Consider the following 25286-nt stretch of genomic DNA (forward strand, 5'->3'; position numbering starts at 1 on the left):
ACCGAAGGACTTGAGAAGCAATGACTGAGAACGACATCGAGCACGGCCGCATCGACCAGATCGACCTGCAGCTGGAGATGCAGCGCTCGTACCTGGACTACGCGATGTCCGTCATCGTGGGGCGTGCGCTGCCCGACGTGCGTGACGGCCTCAAGCCGGTGCACCGCCGTGTGCTGTACGCGATGTACGACGGCGGCTATCGCCCCGACCGGCAGTTCTCCAAGTGCAGCCGTGTCGTCGGCGACGTCATGGGCAAGTACCACCCGCACGGTGACACGGCGATCTACGACGCCCTGGTCCGCCTGGTGCAGGACTGGTCGCTGCGGTACCCGCTGGTGGCCGGCCAGGGGAACTTCGGCTCCCCCGGTGACGACCCGGCGGCCGCCCCGCGGTACACCGAGTGCAAGATGGCCCCGCTCGCCATGGAGATGGTGCGCGACATCGACGAGGACACCGTCGACTTCCAGGACAACTACGACGGCCGCACGCAGGAGCCCGTCGTGCTGCCCAGCCGGTTCCCGAACCTGCTGGTCAACGGCTCGGCCGGTATCGCGGTCGGCATGGCGACGAACATCCCGCCGCACAACCTGCGTGAGGTCGCCGACGGCGTCCAGTGGTACCTGGAGCACCCGGAGGCCACGAAGGAGGAGCTGCTCGAGGCCCTCCTGGTCCGCATCAAGGGCCCGGACTTCCCCACGGCCGCCACGATCCTGGGTCACAAGGCCATCGAGGACGCGTACCGCACGGGCCGTGGCTCGATCACCATGCGTGCGGTCGTCGAGGTCGAGGAGATCCAGGGCCGCATCTGCCTGGTGGTCACCGAGCTGCCGTACCAGGTGAACCCGGACACCCTGGCGAAGAAGATCGCCGACCTGGTCCGCGAAAACCGCGTCACCGGCATCGCCGACATCCGCGACGAGACCTCGGGCCGCACCGGCCAGCGCCTGGTCATCGTGCTCAAGCGCGACGCCGTGGCGAAGGTCGTGCTGAACAACCTGTACAAGCACACGCAGCTGCAGGACACGTTCGGCGCGAACATGCTCGCCCTGGTCGACGGAGTGCCGCGCACGCTGAGCATCGACGCGTTCGTGCGCCACTGGACCACGCACCAGCTCGACGTGATCGTCCGCCGCACGCAGTACCGCCTGCGCAAGGCGGAGGAGGAGATCCACGTCTACCGCGGGTACCTCAAGGCGCTCGACGCGCTCGACGAGGTCATCGCCCTCATCCGTCGTTCCCCCGACGTCGACGAGGCGCGCAGCGGTCTGATGGCCCTGCTCGAGGTCGACGAGATCCAGGCGAACGCGATCCTCAACCTGCAGCTGCGCCGGCTGGCCGCGCTGCAGCGTCAGGAGATCATGGAGCGTCACGACGCGCTCCAGCAGCTGATCGTGGGTTACCGCGCGATCCTCGACTCCCCCGTGCGGCAGCGCGAGATCGTCAGCGAGGAGCTGCAGGTCGTCGTCGACAAGTACGGCGACGAGCGCCGCACGCGGATCCTGCCGTTCGACGGCGAGGTGTCGATCGAGGACCTCATCGCCGAGGAGGAGATGGTCGTCACCATCACCCGTGGCGGCTACGTGAAGCGCACCCGGTCGGACAACTACCGGGCGCAGAAGCGCGGCGGCAAGGGCGTGCGTGGTGCGCAGCTGCGCGAGGACGACATCGTCGACCACTTCTTCGTCACCACGACGCACCACTGGCTGCTGTTCTTCACGAACCTCGGCCGCGTGTACCGGGCCAAGGCCTACGAGCTGCCCGAGGGTGGCCGTGACGCCAAGGGTCAGCACGTGGCGAACCTGCTGGCGTTCCAGCCGGGCGAGCAGATCGCCCAGGTGCTCGACCTGCGCGACTACGACGCCGCAGAGCACCTGGTGCTGGCCACCAAGCGTGGTCTGGTGAAGAAGACCCGCCTGTCGGAGTACGACTCGAACCGCACGGGTGGCGTCATCGCCATCAACCTGCGCGAGGACGAGGACGGCCGCCCCGACGAGCTGGTCTCGGCGCGCCTGGCCGACTCCACCGACGACCTGATCCTGGTGTCCCGCAAGGGCCAGTCGGTGCGGTTCACCGCCTCCGACGAGACGCTGCGGCCGATGGGACGGGCCACCTCGGGCGTCACGGGCATGAAGTTCCGCGGCGAGGACGAGCTGCTGGCGATGGACCGGGTCCGGGAGGACGCGTTCCTGTTCACCGTGACGCAGGGGGGTATCGCCAAGCGCACGGCCCTCACGGTCGAGAACTACCGCCAGCAGGGGCGCGGTGGCCTGGGCATCAAGGTCGCGAACCTGCCCGAGGCCAACGGTGACCTGGTCGGCGCCCTGGTGGTCGACCCTGAGGACGAGGTGCTCGTCATCATGGAGCGCGGCAAGGTCGTCCGCTCGGCCGTGGCCGAGGTCAACGCGACCGGTCGCACCACGCAGGGCGTCATCTTCGCCAAGCCCGATGCGCAGGACCGGATCATCGCGGTCGCCCGCAACACTGAGCGACACCTGGCGGACGATGCGGGTACGGTGGGCGCCGAGAATGCCTCCGGATCCGACGATCAGGACACGTCGGACGACCCGGGGGCCACGCGTCCCGCCGCTGACGTGCCGGCTGACGCGGGCACCGCCGCCGAGACCACCCCGGAGGATGCATGACCGACGCCGTCCCGCCCTCGATCCCACCCCGCAAGCGACCGACTCCCGCCGCAGGCGGGCGCTCGGCCGCCTCCGGTGACTGGCAGACCGGGGGCACGGCGTCGTCCGCCCGTGCCGACTCCCCCGTGGTGACGGCGCAGGCACCGCGCGCGCCGAAGGTCGACCGCACCGAGGCACCCGTGGCCGAGGCCCCTGCGGAGGTCGCGCCGGCGCGCCGCATCGACGACGTCCCCGCTCCCGCACCGGGTCCCGACGGCTCACCCGCGGGTGGCGCCGACGAGCCGCCCTCGCCCCTGCTGGCCGCCGTCGACTCGGTGTCCGCCTGGGCCAAGAAGGCCGCCGGTGGCACGTCGGCCGCGATAGCCTCGCTCACCCGTCCCCGTCCGAAGGACACCCCGATGACCACGACGTCCTCTGCCGCCGGTGCTGCTGCGCCGTCCGCGACGACCCGTCCGGCCGGCTCGAGCGGCGAGAGCTCCCGCCCGGCGACGGCCGGTCAGCCCGTGGTGGGTCCGCACGGGGCACCGCGTCGCGTGCGGTTGTCGATCTCGCGCGTGGACCCGTGGTCGGTGATGAAGCTGTCGTTCCTGCTGTCCGTGGCGATCGGCATCATGATCGTCGTGGCTGCGGCGGTCGTGTGGTTCACGCTGGACGGTCTCCAGGTGTTCGCCAAGGCCGACGACCTGGTGACGCAGATCGTCGGCACCGAGAGCGAGGTCGACATCCTGCAGTACGTCGAGTTCAGCAAGATCCTCTCGGGGGCCACACTGGTCGCGGTCATCGACGTGTTCCTGCTGACCGCCCTGTCCACGATCGGGGCGTTCTTGTACAACATCGTCGCCGCGCTGGTCGGCGGTGTGCACGTCACGATGACCGACGAGTGACCGACGAGTGACGGTCGGCTGATCGGTTTGGGCGCGGCGGCGGTGCTGCGGTAGTCTCCAACGGCACGCCCGCGCGCAGCGGATGTCGCACGGGCCTATAGCTCAGACGGTTAGAGCGCTTCCCTGATAAGGAAGAGGTCACAGGTTCAAGTCCTGTTAGGCCCACTCCCTACCCGTGGGGGACTGATGAAGAAGCTCCTGCTCCTGGCGGCTGCGGCCGCCGTCGGTTACGTCGTGTACCAGCGGTACGTGCAGGACCGCGACGAGCGCGACCTGTGGTCCGAGGTCACCGACACGTTCGAGTGAGCCGGCCGGCCCTTCGTGGGTCGACAGGGATCACCACCCGTGGCACTTCTGGTGCTGCACGGGGCCATGGCGCAATTGGTAGCGCACCTGCTTTGCAAGCAGGGGGTTAGGGGTTCGAGTCCCCTTGGCTCCACCACGCGTCGAGCGTCCGTCAGGGACCTCGACCGCCTGCGTCACCCGAGCGTGAGTTCGGTGCATCCGGGGTGCGGCTCACCCGTCGCCCGCCCCTGTTGCCGGCGTGTGTGAGCGCGACCACCATGGACGGTAGAGGCGCAGGGCTGCGCCTCTACCGGGGGGCTGTCGGATGACGCAGGTGAGCACGCAACGGCTCAGCGCGGGGATCCTCAACGGACACCTGCTGAGCGACCAGGCGCTGCACCGGCTCGCGCCCCTCGTGGGTGAGATCACCCACTTCCACACCGCCATCGACGACCGAGGGTTCGCCGCGCGCTGGGCGCGTACGGCGCCCGACGCCCCCCTGCGCGACGGCGGGCGGGCGTACGACGTGCGTCATGCCGTCATCGAGTGCGCGCGCCGTCAGATCCTGGTGCTCGCGACGCCGCAGCCCGACCAGCCGGCTCGGTTCCTGGCCGGGGCAGCCCAGGGCGCGGCCATGGCGACCGACCTGGGCGTCCCCGGGATCGCGATCCAGGTCATGCGCGACCGTGACGTCCCCGGCGACGTCGCGTGGATGACGCAGTCGGGCCGCATGTCCGGCTATGGCGTGCTCTTCGCCGTCGGCTTCGCGCAGGCCCACCGGAGCTCAGCGACGCTTGTCGAGCCGACCACCGGCATCAGCGAGCTGAAGACACCGGAGGCGTTGGAGCGAGCCTTCGACCTGGCCGCGTCCGCAGGGGTCGAGCTTGGTGTGCGCAGCGAGGTCGACCCCCTCGAGCACGTCCTGCAGGGGTCGTACTCGATCGCGATCACCCCGGTGCTCGACGTGCCGGGCGGCCGGGCCCTGCTGCGTCCGGGTGAGCTGCCGCTGAGCAGCGTCGCCTCGGGGAACCCTGGCGCCGTGGTCCGGCTGCTCGAGGAGTTCCCCGGTGACGTCGTCGCGGTCCTCGACGGGGTCGAGCTGCTCGACGGGCGCGCGGAGGCGGCACGGATCGCGTCGGCGGTGATGCTCGCGGTGGTAGCGGCCGGAGGGCTCGGGCTGGCTGCCGCTCCTCGGGCCAGTGCAGCGCCGTTCGCCTCCGCGGGCGCCGCCTCGAGCGTGAGCGCGACCGTCACGGCCCCCGACGGTCTTCTCGCGCACGACGGCGCGAACCTGGAGGTCGTCAGCCCGACGGACACCGCACGACTGGCGTCCACGGGTTCAGAGACGGGCGTCCTCGTGGCGTTGTCGGCGGCGATGATCGCGGCCGGTGGTGCGTTGGCGGCGACCGGCCACCCCCGTCGGGAGAACGGTGGGGACTGACCGGGGCACGCGGTGAACGGGGTCGCGAGGGTGGCGACAGTCGGCGTGCGGTACTGCGGAGGAAGCGTCGGTCAGGCCCCCGAGGTGCGGCTGATGACGTCGGCGAGCATCTCGGGGGTGTAGACCTCGCTGTCGTCGACGGGGCCGTCCTCGAGGGTGGACCACTGCCAGTGCGGGGCGAGGAGCTTGCCGTCGATGCCCAGGCGCAGGTCGAGCAGGCCGGCGTACTGGTAGCCGAAGCGCTGCTGCAGGGCGCGGGCGCGCTTGAACTCGGCACCGTCGGGGCTGATCCGGTCGGTCGCGAGCTCGAGCAGCAGCAGGTTGTGCTCGGGGCCCAGGTTGCCGCGGTGGTGCACGATCAGGTCGGGGATGCCGCGACCCTCGACGTCCTCCAGGGCGACGACGGCCTCGAGGTCCATGGCGGAACGGTTGTACTCGCAGTCGATGTCCCAGGACCGCTCGATCATGGGGCGCAGGTGCCATCCCAGGTGGAACGCGACACCGCGCTCGGTGGGTCGGCTCGTGCCCGAGGTCGTCGACAGCAGGCTCCACTCGTCGACGATCGTCGTGGTGAGCGCGATCCGGATCCGGTTCTTCAGTGACGCGAGCTGCATGTGCGCACGGTACCGGCTTTGGAGGACCGATAGAACGTCCTTGACCACTCCATGGTCAACGCAGCGCGGACGACCTGGTCAGCGGCCCGAGCCGGGGTGCGGTGCGGAGGAGCGGTGAAGGTCGGTGCGTTCGCGCCCGCACGAGCCTGTGACCTGGGAGGCTCGAGGACGGGCCGGTGGGTCGACCGGGCTCGTCGTGCGCGGTGCGCCGCGACGGGACGACACAGCAGAGCCAGGGGGCACGATGACGCGGGACGTTCACGGGGTGCGGGACGGACGCACGGCGACGACGGTGCGCCTGCGCAGGACCGCCGCTCTGCTCGTCGTGCTCGGTCTCGGGACGGTCGGGCTCACGGCGTGCTCGGCGGACCGTCCGGGGCCCGAGAAGGCGGCACAGGCGTTGGCCGACGGCCTCGAGTCGGGTGACCTCGGCTCCGTCGTGTTCGCCACGGACTCCCCTGACGTCGCCACGGTCACCCAGGTGCGGGCCGACACGTTCGCCCCGCTGGCTCCGTGGTCGCCGACCGTGGAGGCCGGTGCTCCGGTGATCGACGAGCAGGACGAGGACGTCGCCTCGGTGGTCATGGACTACGTGTGGGACGTCGGCTCGGGCACGTGGACGTACTCCACGACCGCCCGCCTGGCACGCGACGCCGAGGACGTGTGGCGGGTGACGTGGCGGCCGTCGCTGCTGGTGCCGGACCTGGTCGACGGCGAGACGCTGTCGGTCGAGCGGGTGCAGGCCGAACGGGCCACGGTGCTGGGTGCGGGTGGGTCCGCGATCGTCGAGCCGCGGGCTGTGGTGCGGGTCGGGGTCGACAAGACCCACGTCGACGCCACCGGGCAGGATGCCGCGGCGCGTGAGCTGGCCGCCGCGCTCGAGATCGACCCGGACGAGTACGCCGCCCGGGTGGCGGCGGCGGGCGAGAAGGCCTTCGTCGAGGCGATCGTGGTGCGTGAGGGTGACCCGGCGTACGACACGACCGCGCTGGGTGCGATCGACGGCGTCAACCTGGTGAAGGACACGCTCCCCCTGGCCCCCACGCGCCTGTTCGCCCGTCCGGTGCTCGGCACGGTGGGTGAGGCGACGGCCGAGCTGGTCGAGCAGTCGGACGGTGCGCTGGTGGCGGGCGACCGCACGGGTCTGGGCGGGCTGCAGCGGCAGTACGACGCCCAGCTGCGCGGCCTGCCCGGCCTGACGATCCGCGCGACATCGGCGGACGGCGCCGCGGTGCGGGACTTGTTCCACGTGGAACCAACGCCCGGCACGGCGCTCGAGACGACTCTCGTGGTGGACCTGCAGACGACGGCCGAGCAGGTGCTCGCCGAGGTGGCGCCGGCGTCGGCGATCGTCGCGCTGCGGCCCTCGACCGGTGAGGTGCTCGCCGTCGCCTCCGGAACCGGCGGCGAGGGCATGTCGACCGCCACGCTCGGGCAGTACGCCCCGGGGTCGACGTTCAAGGTGGTCTCCACGCTGGCCCTGCTGCGCGCCGGCCTGACGCCCACCAGCACGGTGACCTGCCCGACGTCCGTCACGGTCGACGGGCGGGCGTTCCAGAACTTCCCCGGCTACCCCACGGCGCACAACGGCGACATCCCGCTCAGCACGGCGTTCGCGAACTCCTGCAACACGGCCTTCATCGGGGCGCGGGACCAGGCCCCGCAGGAGGCTCTCGTCGAGGCCGCCGCCTCCCTCGGGCTCGTGCCGGAGGCGTCGCTCGGGTTCGCGTCGTTCCTCGGTGCGGTCCCCGCCGACGCGGATGGCACCGCGCACGCCGCCTCGATGATCGGGCAAGGTCAGGTGCTCGCCTCGCCGTTGGGCATGGCGACCGTGGCGGCCTCGGTCGCTGCCGGCCACCAGGTGGTCCCGGTCCTGGTGCGTCCGGCGGCCACGGGGGGCACGGACGAGGCCGAGGAGTCCCCCGCGGCGACCTCCGCGGCGACACCGCTCACCGATGCGGAGGCCGAGTCGCTGCGCACGCTCATGCGCGCCGTCGTCACCGAGGGCGGGGCGACGTTCCTGCAGGATGTGCCCGGCGAGCCGGTGGGCGCCAAGACCGGCACGGCGCAGACCGGGTCGGGCGAGGACATGCACAACCACGCCTGGATGATCGCGGTGCAGGGCGACCTCGCGGTCGCGGTGTTCGTCGAGACCGGTGACTTCGGCTCGACGACCGCTGGTCCGCTCATGGAGGCCTTCCTGACGTCGGCAGCCGCCCAGGCGCTCTGACCGCAGCAGAGCCCCGGCCGGCTGACCAGGGCAGTCGTGGACAGGAAACCGCTGGGCGGTGTCGGACGGCCCTCCTAGAGTGGTGCGACGTGACCCCACCCGTGATCGCGGCCTCCGGCCTGACCAAGCGCTTCGGTGAGCTGGTCGCCGTCGACGGCATCGACTTCGAGGTCGCCCCCGGTGAGGCCTTCGGCCTGCTCGGGCCCAACGGCGCCGGCAAGTCCACGACCATGCGCATGGTCGGCGCGGTCTCCTCGCGCAGCGGCGGCACGCTGCAGGTGCTCGGCCTGGACCCCGAGACGCACGGACCGGAGATCCGCTCCCGGCTCGGTGTGGTGCCGCAGGAGGACAACCTCGACACCGAGCTGAAGGTGCGCGACAACCTCATCGTCTACGGGCGGTACTTCGGCCTGCCGCGTGCCCTGTGCGCGCAGCGCGCCGACGAGCTGCTGCAGTTCGCGCAGCTGGAGGACAAGCGTGCCGCCAAGGTCGACGACCTGTCCGGCGGCATGAAGCGTCGGCTGACGATCGCGCGGGCACTCATCAACGAACCGCGCATCCTCATGCTCGACGAGCCGACCACCGGCCTGGACCCGCAGGCGCGGCACGTGCTGTGGGACCGGTTGTTCCGGCTCAAGGAGCGCGGCACCACGCTGGTGCTGACCACCCACTACATGGACGAGGCCGAGCAGCTGTGCGACCGGCTCGTGGTGGTCGACCACGGCAGGATCATGGCCGAGGGCAGCCCGGCGCAGCTGATCCGTGAGCACTCCTCGCGCGAGGTCGTCGAGCTGCGGTTCGGCTCCGACCGCAACGCCGACGCCGCGACCCGGCTGGGCGACCTGGCCGTCCGCGTCGAGGTGCTGCCCGACCGGGTGCTGCTGTACGCCGACGACGGCGAGGCGGTGCTCGAGCAGGTCGCCCACCGGGGGCTGCACCCGACGACCAGCCTGGTACGACGCTCGAGCCTGGAGGACGTGTTCCTCCGGCTGACCGGGCGGAGTCTGATCGAGTGAGCGCCACGAGCCCCCAGGCCCTCGAGGAGGCCGTCGCCGCCGCGGCCCGACCCCGCCGGTTCGGCGCGCTCTACGTGGCCGAGCACCGGCTGCGGGCCATGCGGGCGTACGGCTGGACGATCGTCATCGGCAGCGTCGGCAACCCGCTGCTGTACCTGCTGGGCATCGGCCTGGGCCTGGCGGCGTTCCTCGACCAGCCGGTCGCGTCCGGCCCGCACGGCACGGTCGACTACGTGGTGTTCGTGGCACCCGCGCTGCTGGCCACGGCTGCGGTGTCGGTGGCGAGCGAGGAGTTCACGTACGCCGTCATGGAGGGCTTCAAGTGGCGGCGGACCTTCTGGGGCATCAACGCCTCGCCGGTGTCCCCCGCCCAGGTCGCAGAGGGTCAGGTGATCGCCGTCGGCGCCCGGATGCTCTTCACCACGGTGGTGTACGCGGCGCTCGCGCTCGCGCTCGGCGGTGTGCCGAATGTCTCGGCGGCGCTCGTGCTGCCGTTCGTCGGGCTGCTGTCGGGCATGGCGTTCGGCCTGCCGCTGATGGCCTACGCCGCAGGGTTGAAGGACGACTCCGGGCAGTTCGCCATGGTGCAGCGCTTCGTGTTCACCCCGATGTTCCTGTTCTCGGGCACGTTCTACCCGATCACCACCCTGCCGGCCTGGCTGCAGTGGATCGGTTGGGTCTCGCCGCTGTGGCACGGCTCCGAGCTCGGCCGGGCGGTCAGCTACGGGACCACCGAGCCGAGCTGGCAGGTGGCGCTGCACGTGCTGGTGCTCGTGGCGATGGCGGCCGCTGGTGGGATCCTCGCCCGGCGCGCGTTCGTGAGGAGGTTGCGCGGATGAGGGCCGGGGTCGGCTCGCTGTACGCGGGCAACGCGCGGGTCGTGGTCGTCCGTGGCCTCATGGCGGCACGGTCGTCGACGTGGACCGTGGTCGTCTCGGGGTTCTTCGAGCCGGTGTTCTTCCTCATCGCCATGGGCGTGGGGCTGGGCACCTACATCGGTGACGTGACGCTGGCCGACGGCCGGGCGATCTCGTACGCCGCCTACATCGCCCCTGCGCTGCTGGCCGTGTCGGCGATGAACGGTGCCGTGTACGACTCCACCTGGAACGTCTTCTTCAAGATGCACTTCGGCAAGCTCTACCAGTCGATGCTGTCGACATCCCTGGGCCCGCTCGACGTCGCGTTCGGCGAGATCTGCTACGCGCTGCTGCGCGGCGGGGTGTACGCCATCGGGTTCCTGACCGTCATGCAGGTCATGGGGCTGAACCTGGCCTGGACAGCGGTGCTGTCCATCCCGGCGGTGCTGCTGGTCGCGTTCGCGTTCGCCGCGGTGGGCATGGCCGTCACCAGCTACATGAAGACCTTCCAGCAGATGGACTGGATCAACTTCGTGATGCTGCCGATGTTCCTGTTCTCGGCCACCTTCTACCCCCTGAGCGTGTACCCGCAGGCGGTGCAGTGGCTGATCCAGGCGTTGCCGCTGTGGCATGCCGTCGAGCTGGTGCGCGGTCTGACCACCGGGCTGCTGGACGCCGCGATGCTGGGGCACGTGGCCTACTTCGTGGTGATGATCGCCGCGGGCGTGGTGCTCACGACGCGGCGGCTGCGAGCCCTGTTCCTCGACTGAACGCACGAGGACCCGGCGAGCTCGGGGCTCAGCCGGGTCCTCGGCGTCCGTGTCGCTGCGGCAGGCTCCGTCAGGCGTCCGTGCCCTCGGTGGGCTTCTTCGGGGCCGCGCGTCGGGTGGCCTTCTTCGCGACGTCGACCGTGGTGTCACGGGCCTCGGCGACCTTCTCGGTCAGGTCCTTGGCGGCACCGGTGACCTTCTCCGTCAGGTCGTCGGCGGCCTCGGCCACCTTGCCGGCCGCCTGGCGGCTCTTGGCGACCGTGGCCCCGGCGACCTCACCGACCGTCTCGGCGGCCTGCGCCGCCACGTCGGTGAGCTCCTCCTTGGCCTCGTGGGCGCGGGCGCGGAACGTCTCGGTGACCTCGGGTGCCGTGGGCTCCCACGGCTCGGCCCACGGGTCGACGGTCGACCGGTTCTTGTTCCACGCGGCGACAGCCGCACCGATGGCGGCCACCGCCGTCACCGCCCAGAAGATCTTGGCCCCGGTGTGCTTGCGCGGCTTCGCCTGCGCAGCGGCTTCCGTGACGGCGGCCGAGGCGGCTGCCGCAGCGGCGTCGGCCGCGTCCGCGGCGCGGTCCGCGGCCGCGTTGACGGCGTGCACCAGCTTGGGCAGCAGCTCGTCGACCAGCTTGTCGTGCGCGGTGCCGATGGCGGGGGTGGCACGCTCGGCTGCCTTCTCCACCCGGGGCGCCGCGGCGATGACGCTCTCCTTGTACAGGTGCTCGACGCGCGGCAGCAGCCAGTCGACGAACGCCTCGACCTTCGGCGCGGTCCAGTCCTTGGCGTGACCGGCGGCCTCGGCCGCCTGCGCGGCAGCCACGCCGGCGGTGGCGCGGGTCTGGCCGGCGACCTCGGCGATCGTCGCGCCCAGGTCGGCCGCCTGGGCCTTGAGGGTCTCGGTGTCGACGTCGATCGACGGACGGCGCAGGTGCAAGGTCATGTCCACTCCCGGTGATCGGTGGCCTGACCTCCCACTCTGCCACCGTGGGCGGCGGACCGCAGCGCTGCGCGCCGTGCGTCGCTCGTGGTCCGCCGCGGGCGAACACGGGCGCGGGTCCTGCTCCGGGGAGCCGTGGAACACTGGGTGCATGTTCGCGATCATGCACACGACCGCCGGGGACATCCGGATCGAGCTGTACCCGAACCACGCGCCGCGCACCGTCGAGAACTTCGTCGGCCTGGCCACCGGCTCGAAGGCCTGGAAGGACCCGCAGACGGGCGCCGAGCGCACCGACCCGCTGTACAAGGACATCGTGTTCCACCGTGTGATCGACGGGTTCATGGTCCAGGGCGGCGACCCGCTGGGTACGGGTCGTGGAGGCCCGGGCTACCAGTTCGACGACGAGATCCACCCCGAGCTGACGTTCTCGGAGCCCTACCTGCTGGCGATGGCCAACGCGGGCCTGCGCCGTGACCCGATCACCGGCAAGCCGGCGGGCACGAACGGTTCGCAGTTCTTCATCTCGGTGGCGGCCACGCCGTGGCTGAACGGCAAGCACACGATCTTCGGTGCGGTGGCCGATGACGCCAGCCGTGCCGTGGTCGACGCGATCGCGACGGCACCCACGCGCCCCGGTGACCGTCCCGTGCAGGACATCGTCCTGCAGTCGGTGACCATCGAGGACTGAGTCCGCACCCCCTGCGAAGGACCGACGAGAACGATCGCCTGCCGATGACGAGCGACCAGCCGGTCCAGCCGTCCATGCCGTCCGCGGCGCCCGTGTGCCCACGTCACCCCGACCGGGTCTCGTACGTGCGGTGCCAGCGCTGCGGGCGGCCGACGTGCCCCGACTGCCAGCGTCAGGCGGCCGTCGGGGTGCAGTGCGTCGACTGCGTGGCCGAGGCGGCGCGGGCTGCCCCGGCCACGCGGACGGTGTTCGGCGGCCGGGTACGCCACGAGCGCCCGGTCGTGACGATGGCGATCATCGTGCTGTGCGTGGGTTCGTACGCGTTGCAGTACCTGGTGCCGGGGTGGACGACACGGTGGATGTTCGTGCCGGCGTTCGGCGCACGCGAGCCGTGGACGTTCCTCACGGCGGCGTTCCTGCACTCCCCCGGCCAGATCACGCACATCGTGTTCAACATGATCGCGTTGTGGATGGTCGGGCCGTGGCTCGAGCTGGCGTTGGGCCGGGCGCGGTACATCACGTTGTACCTGCTGAGCGCGATCGGTGGATCGGTCGGTGCGCTGGTGCTGGCCACGGCCACGAGCGGCTGGATGGTCGGGCTCGTGGGCGCCTCGGGTGCGGTCTTCGGCCTGTTCGGCGCGGTGCTCGTGGTGCTGCGTCGGCTCGGGCGTGATGCCGGGGGCATCATCGGCATCCTGGTCGTGAACGCGGTGCTCGGGTTCGTGCTGCCGGGGATCTCGTGGCAGGCGCACCTGGGTGGTCTGGTGACCGGGGCGCTGCTGGGTGCCGCCTACGCGTACGCGCCTCGCGGGCGGCAGAAGGCCGTCAGCATCGCCGCGAGCCTCGGCGTCGCAGGAGCCCTCCTGCTGCTGTCCGTGCTGGCGCTGGGTTCCGTCGGCCTGCTGTGACCGCTCCTGAGCCGTCCTGACGAACGATTCAGGCCTGCCGGCCACGTCCCCAGCGTTGCCCACACCTGTGGAATAACACCCGTGTAGTTATCCACAGAGTTGTGCACTGCTGGGGATGGGGACGCCGTCCGGAGCGGGAAGCGGCGCTACCCGACGCGGTTCGGCTCATCCCCACCTGGGGACGAACCCGTGGAGAACTTCGTCGCCCGACGCCGCACAGCCACGTGCGGGACCGTGCGAGATGGTGCCGGCGTCAGCGCCAGCGCGTGGTCATCCCGAACCCGGCGATGATCAGCACGAAGCCGATCGCCAGGTTCCACTGCTCGATCCCGGGCACCGGGTACCGCGCGCTCGACAGGTACGTCACCACGATCCACGCCAGGCCTAGCAGCATCAGACCCAGCATCACGGGCACGAACCACACCGGGTTGGGCTTCGGTGCGGCGGCCTTGCCCGGGGGCGGGGTGTACGAGGCCTTCTTGCGCGACTTGGACTCAGGCACGTCCGGTGACTCCTGTCCGGTGAGGGTGGGGCGAGCGTCCCGCCCAGGCTCTGACGGTCCCACGAAGGGCACGACGTGACCTAGCGTAGTGGGGACCACACCTGTCGAAGGGATCCGCGTGAACGACCACCCGCACCGGGCGCGACGAGGAGTGCGCCGCGGCACCTGGGCGGTCGCCGTGGTCCTGGCGTTGTCGGGCGCGCTCTTCGCCGCGAATGCCTCCCTGGCGCACCGCAGCTCGACCGACCGCCACCCGCAGGACCTGCGTGAGCTGGCCCTCAAGGAGGCAGACCGGGTCACCTCGCTCGCCTCCCAGGTCGACGACCTGCGCGCGCAGGTCGACGCGCTCACCGCCGAGGCGAATGCCGCCGCGGGATCGCCGCAGACGTCGCCGGCCCCGGGGTACGTGGTGGCAGGCGGTGCGGTGCCCGTCCGCGGCGCGGGCATCGTCGTCACCCTGGACGACGCCCCTGCGGACGCCCTCAGCAACAGCGGTGCCCGGCCCGACGACCTGGTCGTCCACCAGCAGGACATGCAGACCGTGATGAACGCCCTGTGGGCCGGCGGCGCGGAGGCGATGGCCCTCATGGACCAGCGGGTCATCTCGACCAGCGCGTTCTGGTGCTCGGGCAACGTGCTGCGGCTGCACGGTCTGGCCTACTCCCCGCCGTTCACCGTCTCCGCGATCGGCGACCCCGAGCGGCTGCTCGCCGCACTGGACAAGTCGGTCGAGGTCGGGATCTACCTCGAGTACGTCGACGCGTACGGCCTGGGCTGGGACGTCAAGGAGAAGGACAACCTCGAGCTGCCCGCGTTCACCGGGGCCACCGACCTGACGTGGGCCACCGTGCCCGAGGGTGTCGAGGTGATGCCCGGCGCCGAACCGGCCACCACGACCCTGAACTCGCCGTCCGAGCCCACGGCCGCCGGTACCGCCGACGCGGAGCCGTCCGACGGATCTGACGGGAGTGACGGGTGACCACCGCGGCACCCCCCCGGCACAGCCGCGGGCACGCCCCGTCGAGCGCGTCCACCATGGCCTACGGGGCCGTCGGGGTGATCGGTGAGCTGCTCATCACCGCCGGAGTCGTGCTGCTGGCATTCCTCGCCTGGCAGCTGTGGTGGACGGATGTGCAGGGCAACCGTGCCCAGGCCGCCGTGGTCGAGGACCTCGGGTGGGAGGCGCCCACCACCGTGGCCACGGCCGCACCGACCGCCCCCGCCGAGGACACCGAACCGCCGGTCATGGTCGAACCCGACCTGGCGACCACGTTCGCCACGTTGCAGGTGCCGCGCTGGTCCGGCGAACCGGAACGGCCGATCAGCCAGGGCATCGAGAAGGCCACCGTGCTGGACGTGCTCGGCATCGGGCACTACCCCGGCACGGCCATGCCCGGCGGTGTCGGCAACTTCGCCGTGGCCGGCCACCGGGCCACGTACGGCAAGCCGTTCAACCGGATCCAGGAGCTGCAGGTCGGCGACGCGCTCGTCGTGCGCACGCAGGACACCTGGTACGTGTACCGGGTCACCTCGACCGAGGTCGTCACCCCGCAGGACGTCCGTGTGATCGCGCCAGTTCCCGACGACCCGGCAGCGACGCCCACCGAACGCCTGATCACCCTGACCACGTGCCACCCGATGTTCTCGGCGCGCGAGCGGTACGTGGTGCACGGCGTGCTGGACCACTGGTCGCCCGTCGCGGACGGCACACCGGCCGAGCTCACCGGAGGCGCATGATGTACGGATGGCTGTGGCGGCACCTACCAGGTCCGGCCGGCGTGCGCGTCGCGATCCTGACCGTCGCCGCGTTCGCGCTGCTGGCGGTGTGCTTCACCTGGGTGTTCCCTGCCGTGGCGCCCTTCATGCCCTTCAACGACACGACTGTGGGTGAGTGACGTGACGCGGATCCTCGTGGTCGACAACTACGACTCGTTCGTCTACACGATCGTCGGCTACCTGAACCAGCTCGGCGCCGAGACGGTCGTGGTGCGCAACGACGCGGTGCCGCCCCTGGCCGAGCGCACCGGCTACGACGGTGTGCTGGTCTCCCCCGGCCCGGGGACACCCGCCGACGCGGGGGCGAGCCTGCAGGTGATCCGGGACTGCGCGGCCACCGGTACGCCGATGCTGGGGGTGTGCCTGGGCCACCAGGCCCTCGGGGAGGTGTTCGGTGGCACCGTCACGCACGCCCCTGAGCTCATGCACGGCAAGACGAGCCCCGTCACGCACGACGGCTTGGGTGTCCTGGCGGGACTGCCCTCACCGTTCACCGCGACGCGTTACCACTCGCTGGCCGTGGTCGACGGGACGATCTCCGACGAGCTGGTCGTCACGGCGCGCGCCAACGGGATCATCATGGGCCTGCAGCACCGGTCGCTGCCTCTGCACGGGGTGCAGTTCCACCCCGAGTCGGTGCTGACCGAGGGCGGGCACCGGCTGCTGGCCAACTGGCTCGCGGTGTGCGGCGACGAGCAGGCCGTGGGCCGCTCGGAGGGGCTGCACCCGCTCGTGCGCGTGTGAGCGGCCCCCAGGCTGGTTGATCGACGACGAAGGGCCCGACCCGAGCAGCTGCTCCGGTCGGGCCCTTTCGGCTGCGCGGCGACGGGCGTCAGCCGCCCGAGTTTCCCGTGGGCTGATCGGCCGGCTGTGTCCCGTCGGAGACGTACAGGACGATGAGCTGATCCGGCTCGACCTCCGTTCCACCGGACGGGTCCGAGTACACGACCAGGTCCTTTCGCAGGCTAGACGGCACGTTCTGGCGCTGGACGTTCTGAAGCCCGGCGGCGTTGAGGGTGCGGACGGCGTCGTCGTACGTCATGTTGGGCAGGTTGCTCGGGACCGTGAGCGCCGCGCGCGCCTTGGCGATCTCCAGGTTCACGGTGGTGCCCTGCTCGAGCAGGCCGCTGCGGTCCTGGGTGATGACCGTTCCTGCAGGCTCGTCCGACTCGACCTCGGTGGTGTTCCCGACGAGCTTGAGGTCGTTCAGGCGGGCGAGTGCGGCGTCGCGCGTCGCACCGAGCAGCGACTCGAGCTCCACGTTGCCGGTGGACACCGAGAGCTTGACGGTCGAGCCGGCAGCGACGGGTGTCTGCGCCGCAGGGGTCGTGGCGGTCACCTCGCCGCGCTCGTAGGCCGGGTTGTTGTCCTGCTCCTGCACCGGGTCGACGACCAGGCCCCTGTCGGTGAGGGTCTTGGTCGCCTGGTCCGCGGTCTGACCGGCCACGTCGGGCACGGTCACCGTGTCCGGGCCGGCGGAGACGACGTAGGAGACCGTCGAACCCTCCTCGGCCTGCTCTCCGGCCGCGGGGTCGGTGCTGATGACGGAGCCCTCGGGCACCTCGGTGGAGGCCGCCTGGGTGCGCTTGGTCTGGAACCCGGCCTCGGTCAACGCGCTCACGGCGTCGGCCTCGACCATGTTCACCACGTCGGGCACGGGCTTGGTCACCGGTTCCTCCGGGCCGCTGTCCATGTTCATCAGGATCGCGATGATGCCGCCCACGGCGAGCAGGGCGACGCCGATGAGTGTCCACAGCAGCCACGGGCGCTTGTTCGGCTCGTCGGGCTCGTCGGGACCGCTGGGCAGCACACCACCCGTCGTGCCCCAGGGAGAGACGGTCGGAGGCAGTGTCTGGGTCGGCACGGGGGCCATGCCCGGCGCGGTCATGACCTGGGTCGCATCGGCGCCGTACGGTGCCGACGCCGCGACGACGGCGCCCACGGCACCGACGGCCGGGGCGGACACCGGACCGCCGCGCAGCACGGCCTCGAGGTCGGCGCGGAACTCCGCAGCCGTCGAGTACCGGTGGTCGCGCTCCTTGGCCAGGGCCTTCAGCGTGATGCGGTCGAGGGTGTCGGGGACGTCCTGCGCGAGCGAGCTCGGCGTCGGGGCGGCCTCCCGCACGTGCTGGTACGCGACGGCCACCGGCGAGTCGCCCATGAACGGCGGGCGGCCCGTGAGCAGCTCGAACAGCAGGCAGCCGGTGGAGTACAGGTCGGAGCGGGCGTCGACGGTCTCGCCGCGCGCCTGCTCGGGCGACAGGTACTGCGCGGTGCCGATCACGGCCTGCGTCTGCGTCATGCCGGCCTGGGAGTCGGCCACGGCGCGCGCGATGCCGAAGTCCATGACCTTGACGGCACCCGTGGGCGTCAGCATGACGTTGGCGGGCTTGATGTCGCGGTGCACGATGCCCGCGTGGTGGGAGTACTCGAGCGCCGAGAGGACACCGACGGTGATCTCGACGGCCTCCTCGATCGGCACGGCCTGGCCGTCGCGCAGGATGCCGCGGACGGTGTGCCCCTCGACGTACTCCATGACGATGAACGGCACGTGGGCGACGTTGCCGCTGGCCTCGGTGAACGTGTCCTCGCCGGTGTCGTACACGGCCACGATCGCCGGGTGGTTCAGCGAGGCCGCCGCCTGGGCCTCACGGCGGAACCGCGCCTGGAAGGACGGGTCACGGGCCAGGTCCGACCGCAGGATCTTGATGGCGACGGTCCGACCGAGACGGTTGTCATGGCCGATGTGCACCTCGGCCATGCCGCCGCGGCCGATGAGCTCACCGACCGCGTAGCGTCCGGCGAGGATCCGCGATCCGCTGTCCACCACTAGGCGTCCTTCACTTCCGTCGGTGCGAGAGAACTGCGAGTCCCTGTCGGGTCCGCGCCGGTGCCGATGGGCACGTGCACGCTGATCATTCCATCGTGCAGGCCGCCCTGAGAGTAGTCGCTCGCGTCGTGATCGACTTGGGACATGGTGACAGGTGCGGCCGGGGGGCCGGACTGCGCTCCGCTGACGGTGTTGGCCAGGGCTGCGCCGAGCAGGGCGACCACCAGCAGCACCGCGGCGACCAGGGGCCAGGCCAGGTGTCGGGGCAGCCGTCCCCACCACCCGAACAGCCCTTGCGCCCCGGCCCGCACCCGGGCGGGGACGCCGTCGTCGGGGCGCAGGTCACGCCGAGGCGGGTAGGACGGCGGCACCAGGCCGCGGACCGGCTGCTGGGGGCGGCGGGCGAAGTTGTCCTGCGGGCGCACCGGTGTGGAGACGAGCACCGGGACACCGCTCGGCGGCGTGCGGGGCACCAGCCGGTCGAACATGTCGGCCAGCTCGGCACCGGACTGCGGGCGCTGCGCCGGGTCCTTCGACAGCAGGCGCAGCACCAGCTCGGCGACCCGGCGGTCGACCGACGCGGGCAGCGGCGGCACCGGGTTGTTCACGTGCGCGACGGCGATGTCGACGGCCGTCGGCCCGGTGAACGGCCGGTTCCCGGCGAGCGCCTCGTACGCCACGATGCCCAGGGAGTACAGGTCGGACAGGCGGGTGGCGGCCTTGCCGACGGCCTGCTCGGGTGACAGGTACTGCGCGGTGCCCATGACCATGCCGGTCGCCGTCATGGTGATCTGGTTCTGGGCGAGCGAGACGCCGAAGTCGGTGATCTTCACCTTGCCGCCGCGGCCGATGAGGATGTTGCCGGGCTTCACGTCGCGGTGCACGACCCCGGCCTGGTGGGCGGCGTGCAGGGCGCGGGCGGTCTGCGCCAGCACGGGCAGCAGGCGGCGGATCGGCAGGACGGGCTCGCGTTCGAGCAGGTCGGACAGGGGTTCGCCGACGACGAGCTCCATGACCAGGTAGCCGGAACCCTCGACCTCGCCGTAGTCGAACAGCTGGGCGATGTTGGGGTGCGACAGCGACGCGGAGTTGCGGGCCTCGGTGCGGAACCGCTCGAGGAACCCGGGATCGCCCGCGAACTCCTCCTTGAGCACCTTGACGGCCACGTCGCGGGCGAGGGCCTCGTCGTACGCCGACCACACCTCGCCCATGCCGCCGACGGCGATCGGTCGGACCAGTCGGTAGCGGCCGCCCAGCGCGACCCCGGGTTCTGCCCTCATGAGCCCAGCACCGCCTGCATGACGGCCTTCGCGATGGGTGCGGCGATCTTCCCGCCGGTGGCCTCGGAGCCGACGGACCCGCCGTGCTCGACGAGCACCGCGACGGCCACCTGCGGGTTGTCGGCCGGGGCGAACCCGGTGAACCACGCGTGCGGCGCCTCGTCCGTGCTGGTCTGCGCGGTACCGGTCTTGCCGGCGACCTGCACGCCGCTGATCTGCGCGGCGGTCCCGGACCCGTTCTGCACGACGCCGACCATCATCGAGGTCAGGGTGGTGGCGGTACCGGGCGACACCGCGGTCGACAGCTCGGTCGGGGTGGTCTCGTCGACCACGGTCAGGTCGGCCGAACGCACCGCCTGCACCGTGTACGGGGTCATGAGCACCCCGCCGTTCGCGATCGCGGCCGACACCATGGCCATCTGCAGGGGTGTGGCGGCCACGCTGTACTGGCCGATGGACGACTGCGCGGTCTGCGGGGCGTCGAGCTCGTCGGGGAACACGCTCTCGGCCACCAGCATCGGGATGGTCAGGTCGCTCATCCCGAACCCGAACCGCTCGGCCTGCGTGCGCAGGGCGTCGTCGCCGAGGTCCATCCCGAGCTGGGCGAAGGCCGTGTTGCACGAGATGCGCAGCGCGTCCGCGAGGGTGATCGGGTCGGCGCCGCAGCCGCCGCCGCCGAAGTTGCCCAGCGTGGCCGACGTCAACGGCAGGTCGAGCTCGACGGGCGCCGGCAGCGTCGAGTCGGCCGTGTACTGCCCGGACTCGAGGGCTGCCGCGGCGGTGACCAGCTTGAACGTGGATCCGGGCGGGTAGATCTCGCTGATCGCGTTGCTGACCAGCGGGTCGCCGTCGGCCGCGAGCAGCTCCTGGTACGCGGCGTTGGCGGCCGTCGTGTCGTGCGTGGCCAGCACGGTCGGGTCGAAACCGGGGGTCGACACCAGCGCGAGGATCTTGCCGGTCGACGGCTCGATGGCCACCACGGCGCCCTGCTGGTCCCCCAGTCCGTCCCGGGCGGCCTGCTGCGCGGCCGGCAGGATCGTCGTCTCGACCGCGGCGCCCTCGGGGCTGCGTCCGGTGAGCACGTCGCGCAGGCGTGTGAAGAACAGCTGGTCGGACCGGCCCGTGAGCTGGTCGTTCGCGTACTTCTCCAGCGCGGACCGGCCGTTGACGATCGAGTAGTAGCCGGTCAGGGCCGAGTAGAGCTCACCGTTGGCGTAGGTGCGCTGGTAGCCGAACGCGTCGTCGACCTCGACCGAGGACGCGACCGCCTCGCCTGCCACCACGATCGGGCCACGAGCGTTGCCGTACTCGCGGTACAGCGTGCGGACGTTGCGCGGGTCGTTGTTGAGCGAGTCGGCCTGCACGTACTGCACCCACGTGGTGCCGACCATGAGCGCGAGGAACATGGCGAGCGCGACGCTCGCCAGACGCCGCAGCGGCGTGTTCATCGCGGCACTCCTTCGATTCGTTCGGTGGGCTGGTCGTCACCCTCGCCGCCGACCTCGCGGTCGCCGTGCGCGGTCTCGTCACCGAGGACGATCGGCTCACCGGATGCCGGTGTGAAGGGACGGACCAGGGGAGCCGGACGGCGGGCCTCGTCGGAGATGCGCAGCAGCAGCGCCACGATCACCCAGTTGGCCAGCAGGGACGACCCACCGTAGGCCAGGAAAGGCGTGGTCAGACCGGTCAACGGGATGATGCGGGTCACCCCGCCGACCACCACGAAGCACTGGAACGCGACCACGAACGCCAGTCCGCCGGCGAGCAGCTTGCCGAAGCCGTCGCGGACGCCGATGGCGGTGCGCATGCCACGCTCGGTGAGGATCGCGTACAGCACCAGGATGGCCAGCAGGCCCGTCAGGCCGAGCTCCTCGCCGAGCGAGGCGACGATGAAGTCCGACTCGGCGTACGGCACCAGGTCCGGTCGGCCCTCACCCCAGCCGGTGCCGAACAGTCCACCGCTGGCCAGGCCGTACAGCCCGCGGACCAGCTGCCCGGACCCGCCGGGGTACCGCTCGAAGATCTCGGGGTCGAGCGCGTGCAGCCACACGTCGAACCGCGCCCCCACGTGCGGGAACGCGGTCGCGGCGGCCAGGGCCCCGCCGCCGAACAGCACCAGGCCGATGACGACCCAGCTGGTGCGTTCGGTGGCCAGGTACAGCATCGCGACGAACAGGCCGAAGAACAGCAGCGACGTGCCCAGGTCGCGGGCGAATACCAGCACCGCGAGCGAGACCGCCCACACCACGATGATCGGCCCGAGGTCACGGGCGCGCGGCAGCTGCAGCCCGGCCACACGCGGACCGGCCAGCGCGAGGGTGTCCCGGTGCGTCACCAGGTACCCGGCGAAGAAGATCGCCAGGACGATCTTGGCCAGCTCGGCCGGCTGCAGGCCCACCCCGCCGACACGCACCCAGATGCGCGCACCGTTGATGGTCTGCCCGATGCCCGGGGCGAGCGGCAGGACGACCAGCACGAGACCGACGATCATGGCCGTGTACGTGTAGCGCCGCAGCGTGCGGTGGTCGCGCAGCAGGATCAGCACGACGGCCGCGAGGACCATCGACAGCGCCGTCCAGGCCAGCTGCTTGCCGGCGAACTCCACCTCGCTGCCCCGTGCGGCACGCGCCAGGTCGATCCGGTAGATCATCGCCAGGCCGATGCCGTTGAGCGCGACCGTGACCGGCAGGATCACCGGGTCCGCGTAGGGCGCCCGCCACCGCAGCACCAGGTGCATGCCGAAGCCGAGCGCCACCAGGCCGCCGCCGTACCCGAGCACGTCGGCCGGGACGGAGCCCTGCGTGCCGAGCCCGACCATGGCGTACGCACCGATGCCGATGGCCAGCGCGAGGCCCAGGAGCCACAGCTCGGTCCCCCGACCGGCACGCAGACGGTGCGGCTGCACGGTTGCCATCACGTGGCCGCCAGGACCGTCGTCACGAGCCTCACCCGTTCGCCTCGGCGTCGGCGGCGAGGGTGGTGATCATGTCGCGGGCGGCATCGAGCGAGGCCACCTGGATGGTCCCCTCGACACGGTCGCGCAGGTACGCGGACAGGTCGTCGACGGTCACGTCGGACCCCTCGACGACCTGCGACAACGTCAACGGGCCCAGGTTCTGCGGCAGCCCACGGAACACCGCCACCTGGTCGCCGTCGACACCGACGAAGTACTGGGTCTGCGTCCACCGGTACGCGCCGTACCCACCGCCGATCAGCACGAGGACGACGGTGAGCCACACGAACGCGGTGCGGACAGGGTGCCGGCGCGGCACCTCGTCGACCATCGCGTCGGCCGGGGGTGCCACGGTGACGGGGTTCTCCCCTGCGGTGTCGTCGAGCGCGGCGGCCTCGGCGCCCTGCTGCGTCAGACGGGCCGCACGCGCCGCAGGCCCGTCGGCGGCGGCGGACGGGGCGTGGCGTGACACCGCGGCCGCACCGACCACGGCGGCGGCGGTCGTCGGGCCCGCACCGTCGGCGACGGCGTCCAGCTCGACGATGTCCGCGACGACCACCGTGACGTTGTCGCCGCCCCCGGCACGCAGTGCCAGCTGCACCAGCAGGTCGGCGCACGCGTCGACGTCGGGGACACCCGCCATGGTCTGCTCGATGGTGTCGTGGCTGACGAACCCGGACAGGCCGTCGGAGCACAGCAGCCAGCGGTCACCGGGCCGTGCCTCGCGCACGGACAGATCGGGGGTGATCTCGGTGTCGTAGGCGCCCAGCACGCGCATGACGACGGACCGCTGCGGGTGGTGCTCGGCCTCCTCGGGCGTGATCTTGCCCGTGTCGACCAGGTGCTGCACGAACGTGTGGTCGGCGGTGACCTGCGTGAGCTCGCCGTCGCGCAGCAGGTACCCGCGCGAGTCGCCCAGGTGCATCATCGCCAGCTTGTTGCCCGCCCGCAGGATCGCCGTGACGGTGGTGCCCATACCGGCCAGCTCGGGCTCGGACTCGGTGCGGGCCACCAGCTCGTCGTGCGCGAGCGCCAGGGCCTCCTCGAGCTCGTCGAGTGCGTCGTCCGGGCCGTGGGACTCGCCGTCCAGCGGTGCGAACGCGGCCACAGCCATGGAGGACGCGACATCACCGCCCGCGTGCCCACCCATGCCGTCCGCGACCATCAGAAGGTGCGGCCCGGCGTAGGCCGAGTCCTGGTTGTTGGCGCGCACGAGTCCCACATCGGACCGTGCTGCGTACCGCAGCGCGACTGTCACCGGTTACCTCTGCAGCTCGAGGACGCTCTGACCCACGCGGACCGGTGTACCGGTCGGGACGGGTGTCGGGGCCTCGACGCGCTGGTCCGCCACATATGTCCCGTTCGTGGACCCGAGGTCCTCGACGAACCACTGGCCGCCCTGCGGGAAGATCCGCGCGTGCCGCGACGAGGAGTAGTCGTCGTCCAGCACCAGCGTGCAGCTCGGGGCCCGTCCGATCAGCACGGCGGACGCGCCCAGCGGGAGCGTGGTGCCACGCAGGGGCCCTTCGGTGACGACGAGCCGCGACGGACCGGAGCCGGCACGGGTCCGCCGGGAGACCCGTTCGGGTGCGGCCGGTGCCGTGGCGGGTGCCGCTCCCCCGGCCTGCGGGGTCGGCTGCGTGGAGGTGGCCGCTGCGGGCGCCGGTGTACGCCCGGGCACCTTCCGCCGGGTGATCTGCGTGCCGTACAGGTCTCGGCGCAGCACGCCGATCGCCGACAGCACCAGAAGCCACAGCAGTGCCAGGTAGCCCAACCGCAGCAGGGTGACCGTCAGCTCACTCATCGGCCGCGGTCACCCCTCCTGGTCCGGCTCGCTGCCCGTCCAGAACAGGATGCGGGTACGGCCGATGGTCAGCGTGTTGCCGTCGAGCAGGGTCGCCGCGGGCACCTGGTGACCCTCGACGAACAGTCCGTTCGTCGAGCCGAGGTCCGAGGCGATGACGCCCTGCGGTGTCACCCGGATCTCCAGGTGTAACCGGGAGACGCCCGGGTCGTCCACGATGATGTCCGCCTCAGAGCCGCGCCCGATGACGGTGCGCTCCCCCGTGAGCAGGTACCGCTGACCGTCGATGTCGACCAGCGGGTGGCGGGCCGAGGGTGCCGTGGACGTGGCCGGGGCCACCGCACCGCGCACCGTGGCCGACTCCACCTCGAACCGGCCGGCCTCCAGCTCGGGCTCCTCCGTGAAGGACACCGTCACCGGGCCCACGAACGCGTAGTGCTGGCTGGTGGCGTGCTCCGTGACGATCGCCGCGAGCTCGTCCGCCATCGCCTCCGCACCCCACGACTCGACCTGGTCGTAGTCGGCGGTCGACAGCGTCAGGGTGAACTCGTTGGGGACCAACGTGCGGTCACGACCCACGATGGCGGCACGGTCGTCGACCTCGCGCCGCAGGGCGCTGGCCAGGTCAACGGGCTTGAGCTCGCTGCGGAAGGCCTTGGCGAAGGCGTTGTTGACGACGCGCTCGACGCTGTTCTCGAACTTGTCGAGGATGCCCATGCCCACCTCCCTCTTCCGCACGGTCGTGCGTCGATGGTATCCACCGGACCAGGTGGGCGGGCCCACGGCCGCGCCGTTCACCCGATCTGTCCTGGTCCGGGCGGTGCTGGGGTCGCCTCGAGGCCGATTCTGGACCTGCCCGCCGGTCG

25 protein-coding genes and 2 tRNA genes are annotated in these 25286 nt (G+C 71.5%); 16 read left to right on the forward strand and 11 right to left on the reverse strand.

All coding sequences use genetic code 11. From position 1 onward, the window contains the following. Positions 1 to 20 precede the first annotated feature (20 nt). From gyrA to ACTHAM_RS01435, 6 genes are all read left to right on the forward strand, one after another. Positions 21 to 2642: a DNA gyrase subunit A gene (gene gyrA / locus ACTHAM_RS01410; RefSeq protein WP_440683977.1), complete on the forward strand. Its 2622-nt coding sequence runs from the start codon at positions 21 to 23 to the stop codon at positions 2640 to 2642. Beyond that, positions 2639 to 3526 carry a DUF3566 domain-containing protein gene (locus tag ACTHAM_RS01415; RefSeq protein WP_440683978.1) on the forward strand — a complete coding sequence of 296 codons (888 nt, stop codon included), beginning with the start codon at positions 2639 to 2641 and terminating at the stop codon, positions 3524 to 3526. The genes gyrA and ACTHAM_RS01415 overlap by 4 nt, the downstream gene beginning before the upstream one ends. A 91-nt stretch (positions 3527 to 3617) precedes the next feature. Continuing rightward, positions 3618 to 3691, forward strand: a tRNA-Ile gene (locus tag ACTHAM_RS01420). Positions 3692 to 3712: 21 nt separating this feature from the next. After that, positions 3713 to 3832, forward strand: coding sequence for a DLW-39 family protein (locus ACTHAM_RS01425; RefSeq protein WP_218866562.1), 120 nt, complete (start codon positions 3713 to 3715; stop codon positions 3830 to 3832). Between the two features lie 60 nt (positions 3833 to 3892). Further along, a tRNA-Ala gene (locus ACTHAM_RS01430) sits at positions 3893 to 3968 on the forward strand. A gap of 177 nt (positions 3969 to 4145) precedes the next feature. Then, complete coding sequence (locus ACTHAM_RS01435) at positions 4146 to 5252, forward strand: hypothetical protein (protein WP_440683979.1); 1107 nt, start codon at positions 4146 to 4148, stop codon at positions 5250 to 5252. 71 nt (positions 5253 to 5323) lie between these two features. Here ACTHAM_RS01435 and ACTHAM_RS01440 read toward each other — a convergent pair whose 3' ends face one another. Then, positions 5324 to 5866: a hypothetical protein gene (locus tag ACTHAM_RS01440; protein ID WP_440683980.1), complete on the reverse strand. Its 543-nt coding sequence runs from the start codon at positions 5864 to 5866 to the stop codon at positions 5324 to 5326. Positions 5867 to 6110: 244 nt separating this feature from the next. On the opposite strand from ACTHAM_RS01440, the gene ACTHAM_RS01445 reads away from it, so the two are divergent. The 4 genes from ACTHAM_RS01445 to ACTHAM_RS01460 all read left to right on the forward strand — a co-directional run bounded on the left by ACTHAM_RS01445 (position 6111) and on the right by ACTHAM_RS01460 (position 10739). Beyond that, a complete protein-coding gene (locus ACTHAM_RS01445) occupies positions 6111 to 8096 on the forward strand; it encodes a penicillin-binding transpeptidase domain-containing protein (protein WP_440683981.1) in 1986 nt (661 codons plus the stop codon). 89 nt (positions 8097 to 8185) lie between these two features. Beyond that, positions 8186 to 9112: an ABC transporter ATP-binding protein gene (locus ACTHAM_RS01450; RefSeq protein ID WP_440683982.1), complete on the forward strand. Its 927-nt coding sequence runs from the start codon at positions 8186 to 8188 to the stop codon at positions 9110 to 9112. Then, a complete protein-coding gene (locus ACTHAM_RS01455; RefSeq protein ID WP_440683983.1) occupies positions 9109 to 9951 on the forward strand; it encodes an ABC transporter permease in 843 nt (280 codons plus the stop codon). Before ACTHAM_RS01450 ends, ACTHAM_RS01455 begins: the two co-directional genes overlap by 4 nt. Further along, positions 9948 to 10739: an ABC transporter permease gene (locus tag ACTHAM_RS01460; RefSeq protein WP_440683984.1), complete on the forward strand. Its 792-nt coding sequence runs from the start codon at positions 9948 to 9950 to the stop codon at positions 10737 to 10739. Before ACTHAM_RS01455 ends, ACTHAM_RS01460 begins: the two co-directional genes overlap by 4 nt. A 70-nt stretch (positions 10740 to 10809) precedes the next feature. Here the strand turns inward: ACTHAM_RS01460 and ACTHAM_RS01465 are convergent, their stop codons facing one another. Continuing rightward, the gene (locus ACTHAM_RS01465) at positions 10810 to 11679 is read right to left on the reverse strand and encodes a hypothetical protein (protein ID WP_440683985.1); all 870 of its coding nucleotides are present in this window, start codon (positions 11677 to 11679) and stop codon (positions 10810 to 10812) included. A gap of 148 nt (positions 11680 to 11827) precedes the next feature. On the opposite strand from ACTHAM_RS01465, the gene ACTHAM_RS01470 reads away from it, so the two are divergent. Next, positions 11828 to 12367: a peptidylprolyl isomerase gene (locus tag ACTHAM_RS01470; RefSeq protein WP_440683986.1), complete on the forward strand. Its 540-nt coding sequence runs from the start codon at positions 11828 to 11830 to the stop codon at positions 12365 to 12367. 172 nt (positions 12368 to 12539) lie between these two features. Here the strand turns inward: ACTHAM_RS01470 and ACTHAM_RS01475 are convergent, their stop codons facing one another. Next, a complete protein-coding gene (locus ACTHAM_RS01475; RefSeq protein WP_440683987.1) occupies positions 12540 to 12665 on the reverse strand; it encodes a hypothetical protein in 126 nt (41 codons plus the stop codon). On the opposite strand from ACTHAM_RS01475, the gene ACTHAM_RS01480 reads away from it, so the two are divergent. Then, positions 12655 to 13275, forward strand: a complete 621-nt coding sequence (locus tag ACTHAM_RS01480; protein ID WP_440683988.1) for a rhomboid family intramembrane serine protease — start codon at positions 12655 to 12657, stop codon at positions 13273 to 13275. The genes ACTHAM_RS01475 and ACTHAM_RS01480 overlap by 11 nt on opposite strands. 253 nt (positions 13276 to 13528) lie before the next feature. Here the strand turns inward: ACTHAM_RS01480 and ACTHAM_RS01485 are convergent, their stop codons facing one another. Further along, on the reverse strand, positions 13529 to 13777 hold the full coding sequence (locus tag ACTHAM_RS01485; protein WP_440683989.1) for a cell division protein CrgA: 249 nt from the start codon (positions 13775 to 13777) through the stop codon (positions 13529 to 13531). A gap of 118 nt (positions 13778 to 13895) precedes the next feature. On the opposite strand from ACTHAM_RS01485, the gene ACTHAM_RS01490 reads away from it, so the two are divergent. The 4 genes from ACTHAM_RS01490 to ACTHAM_RS01505 are packed head-to-tail and all read left to right on the forward strand — an operon-like array spanning position 13896 to position 16297. Then, entirely contained in the window at positions 13896 to 14756 is an 861-nt protein-coding gene (locus ACTHAM_RS01490) for a DUF881 domain-containing protein (RefSeq protein WP_440683990.1), read from the forward strand. After that, positions 14753 to 15514 carry a class E sortase gene (locus ACTHAM_RS01495; protein ID WP_440683991.1) on the forward strand — a complete coding sequence of 254 codons (762 nt, stop codon included), beginning with the start codon at positions 14753 to 14755 and terminating at the stop codon, positions 15512 to 15514. Before ACTHAM_RS01490 ends, ACTHAM_RS01495 begins: the two co-directional genes overlap by 4 nt. Further along, the gene (locus ACTHAM_RS01500) at positions 15511 to 15672 is read left to right on the forward strand and encodes a hypothetical protein (protein WP_440683992.1); all 162 of its coding nucleotides are present in this window, start codon (positions 15511 to 15513) and stop codon (positions 15670 to 15672) included. The genes ACTHAM_RS01495 and ACTHAM_RS01500 overlap by 4 nt, the downstream gene beginning before the upstream one ends. 1 nt (position 15673) lies before the next feature. Continuing rightward, complete coding sequence (locus tag ACTHAM_RS01505; protein ID WP_440684183.1) at positions 15674 to 16297, forward strand: aminodeoxychorismate/anthranilate synthase component II; 624 nt, start codon at positions 15674 to 15676, stop codon at positions 16295 to 16297. 88 nt (positions 16298 to 16385) lie between these two features. Here the strand turns inward: ACTHAM_RS01505 and pknB are convergent, their stop codons facing one another. The 7 genes from pknB to ACTHAM_RS01540 are packed head-to-tail and all read right to left on the reverse strand — an operon-like array spanning position 16386 to position 25137. Further along, positions 16386 to 18383, reverse strand: coding sequence for a Stk1 family PASTA domain-containing Ser/Thr kinase (gene pknB, locus ACTHAM_RS01510; protein ID WP_440683993.1), 1998 nt, complete (start codon positions 18381 to 18383; stop codon positions 16386 to 16388). Then, positions 18383 to 19663 carry a serine/threonine-protein kinase gene (locus ACTHAM_RS01515; RefSeq protein ID WP_440683994.1) on the reverse strand — a complete coding sequence of 427 codons (1281 nt, stop codon included), beginning with the start codon at positions 19661 to 19663 and terminating at the stop codon, positions 18383 to 18385. Before ACTHAM_RS01515 ends, pknB begins: the two co-directional genes overlap by 1 nt. Next, positions 19660 to 21111, reverse strand: coding sequence for a peptidoglycan D,D-transpeptidase FtsI family protein (locus ACTHAM_RS01520; RefSeq protein ID WP_440683995.1), 1452 nt, complete (start codon positions 21109 to 21111; stop codon positions 19660 to 19662). Before ACTHAM_RS01520 ends, ACTHAM_RS01515 begins: the two co-directional genes overlap by 4 nt. Continuing rightward, positions 21108 to 22577, reverse strand: a complete 1470-nt coding sequence (locus ACTHAM_RS01525; RefSeq protein WP_440683996.1) for an FtsW/RodA/SpoVE family cell cycle protein — start codon at positions 22575 to 22577, stop codon at positions 21108 to 21110. The genes ACTHAM_RS01520 and ACTHAM_RS01525 overlap by 4 nt, the downstream gene beginning before the upstream one ends. A gap of 31 nt (positions 22578 to 22608) precedes the next feature. Further along, a complete protein-coding gene (locus ACTHAM_RS01530) occupies positions 22609 to 23874 on the reverse strand; it encodes a Stp1/IreP family PP2C-type Ser/Thr phosphatase (protein ID WP_440683997.1) in 1266 nt (421 codons plus the stop codon). Positions 23875 to 23877: 3 nt separating this feature from the next. After that, positions 23878 to 24420, reverse strand: coding sequence for an FHA domain-containing protein FhaB/FipA (locus ACTHAM_RS01535; protein WP_440683998.1), 543 nt, complete (start codon positions 24418 to 24420; stop codon positions 23878 to 23880). Between the two features lie 9 nt (positions 24421 to 24429). Further along, a complete protein-coding gene (locus ACTHAM_RS01540) occupies positions 24430 to 25137 on the reverse strand; it encodes an FhaA domain-containing protein (RefSeq protein WP_440683999.1) in 708 nt (235 codons plus the stop codon). Positions 25138 to 25286 lie beyond the last annotated feature (149 nt).

The sequence above is a fragment of the Cellulomonas soli genome (genome assembly GCF_052036975.1).
Classification (GTDB): domain Bacteria; phylum Actinomycetota; class Actinomycetes; order Actinomycetales; family Cellulomonadaceae; genus Cellulomonas; species Cellulomonas soli_A.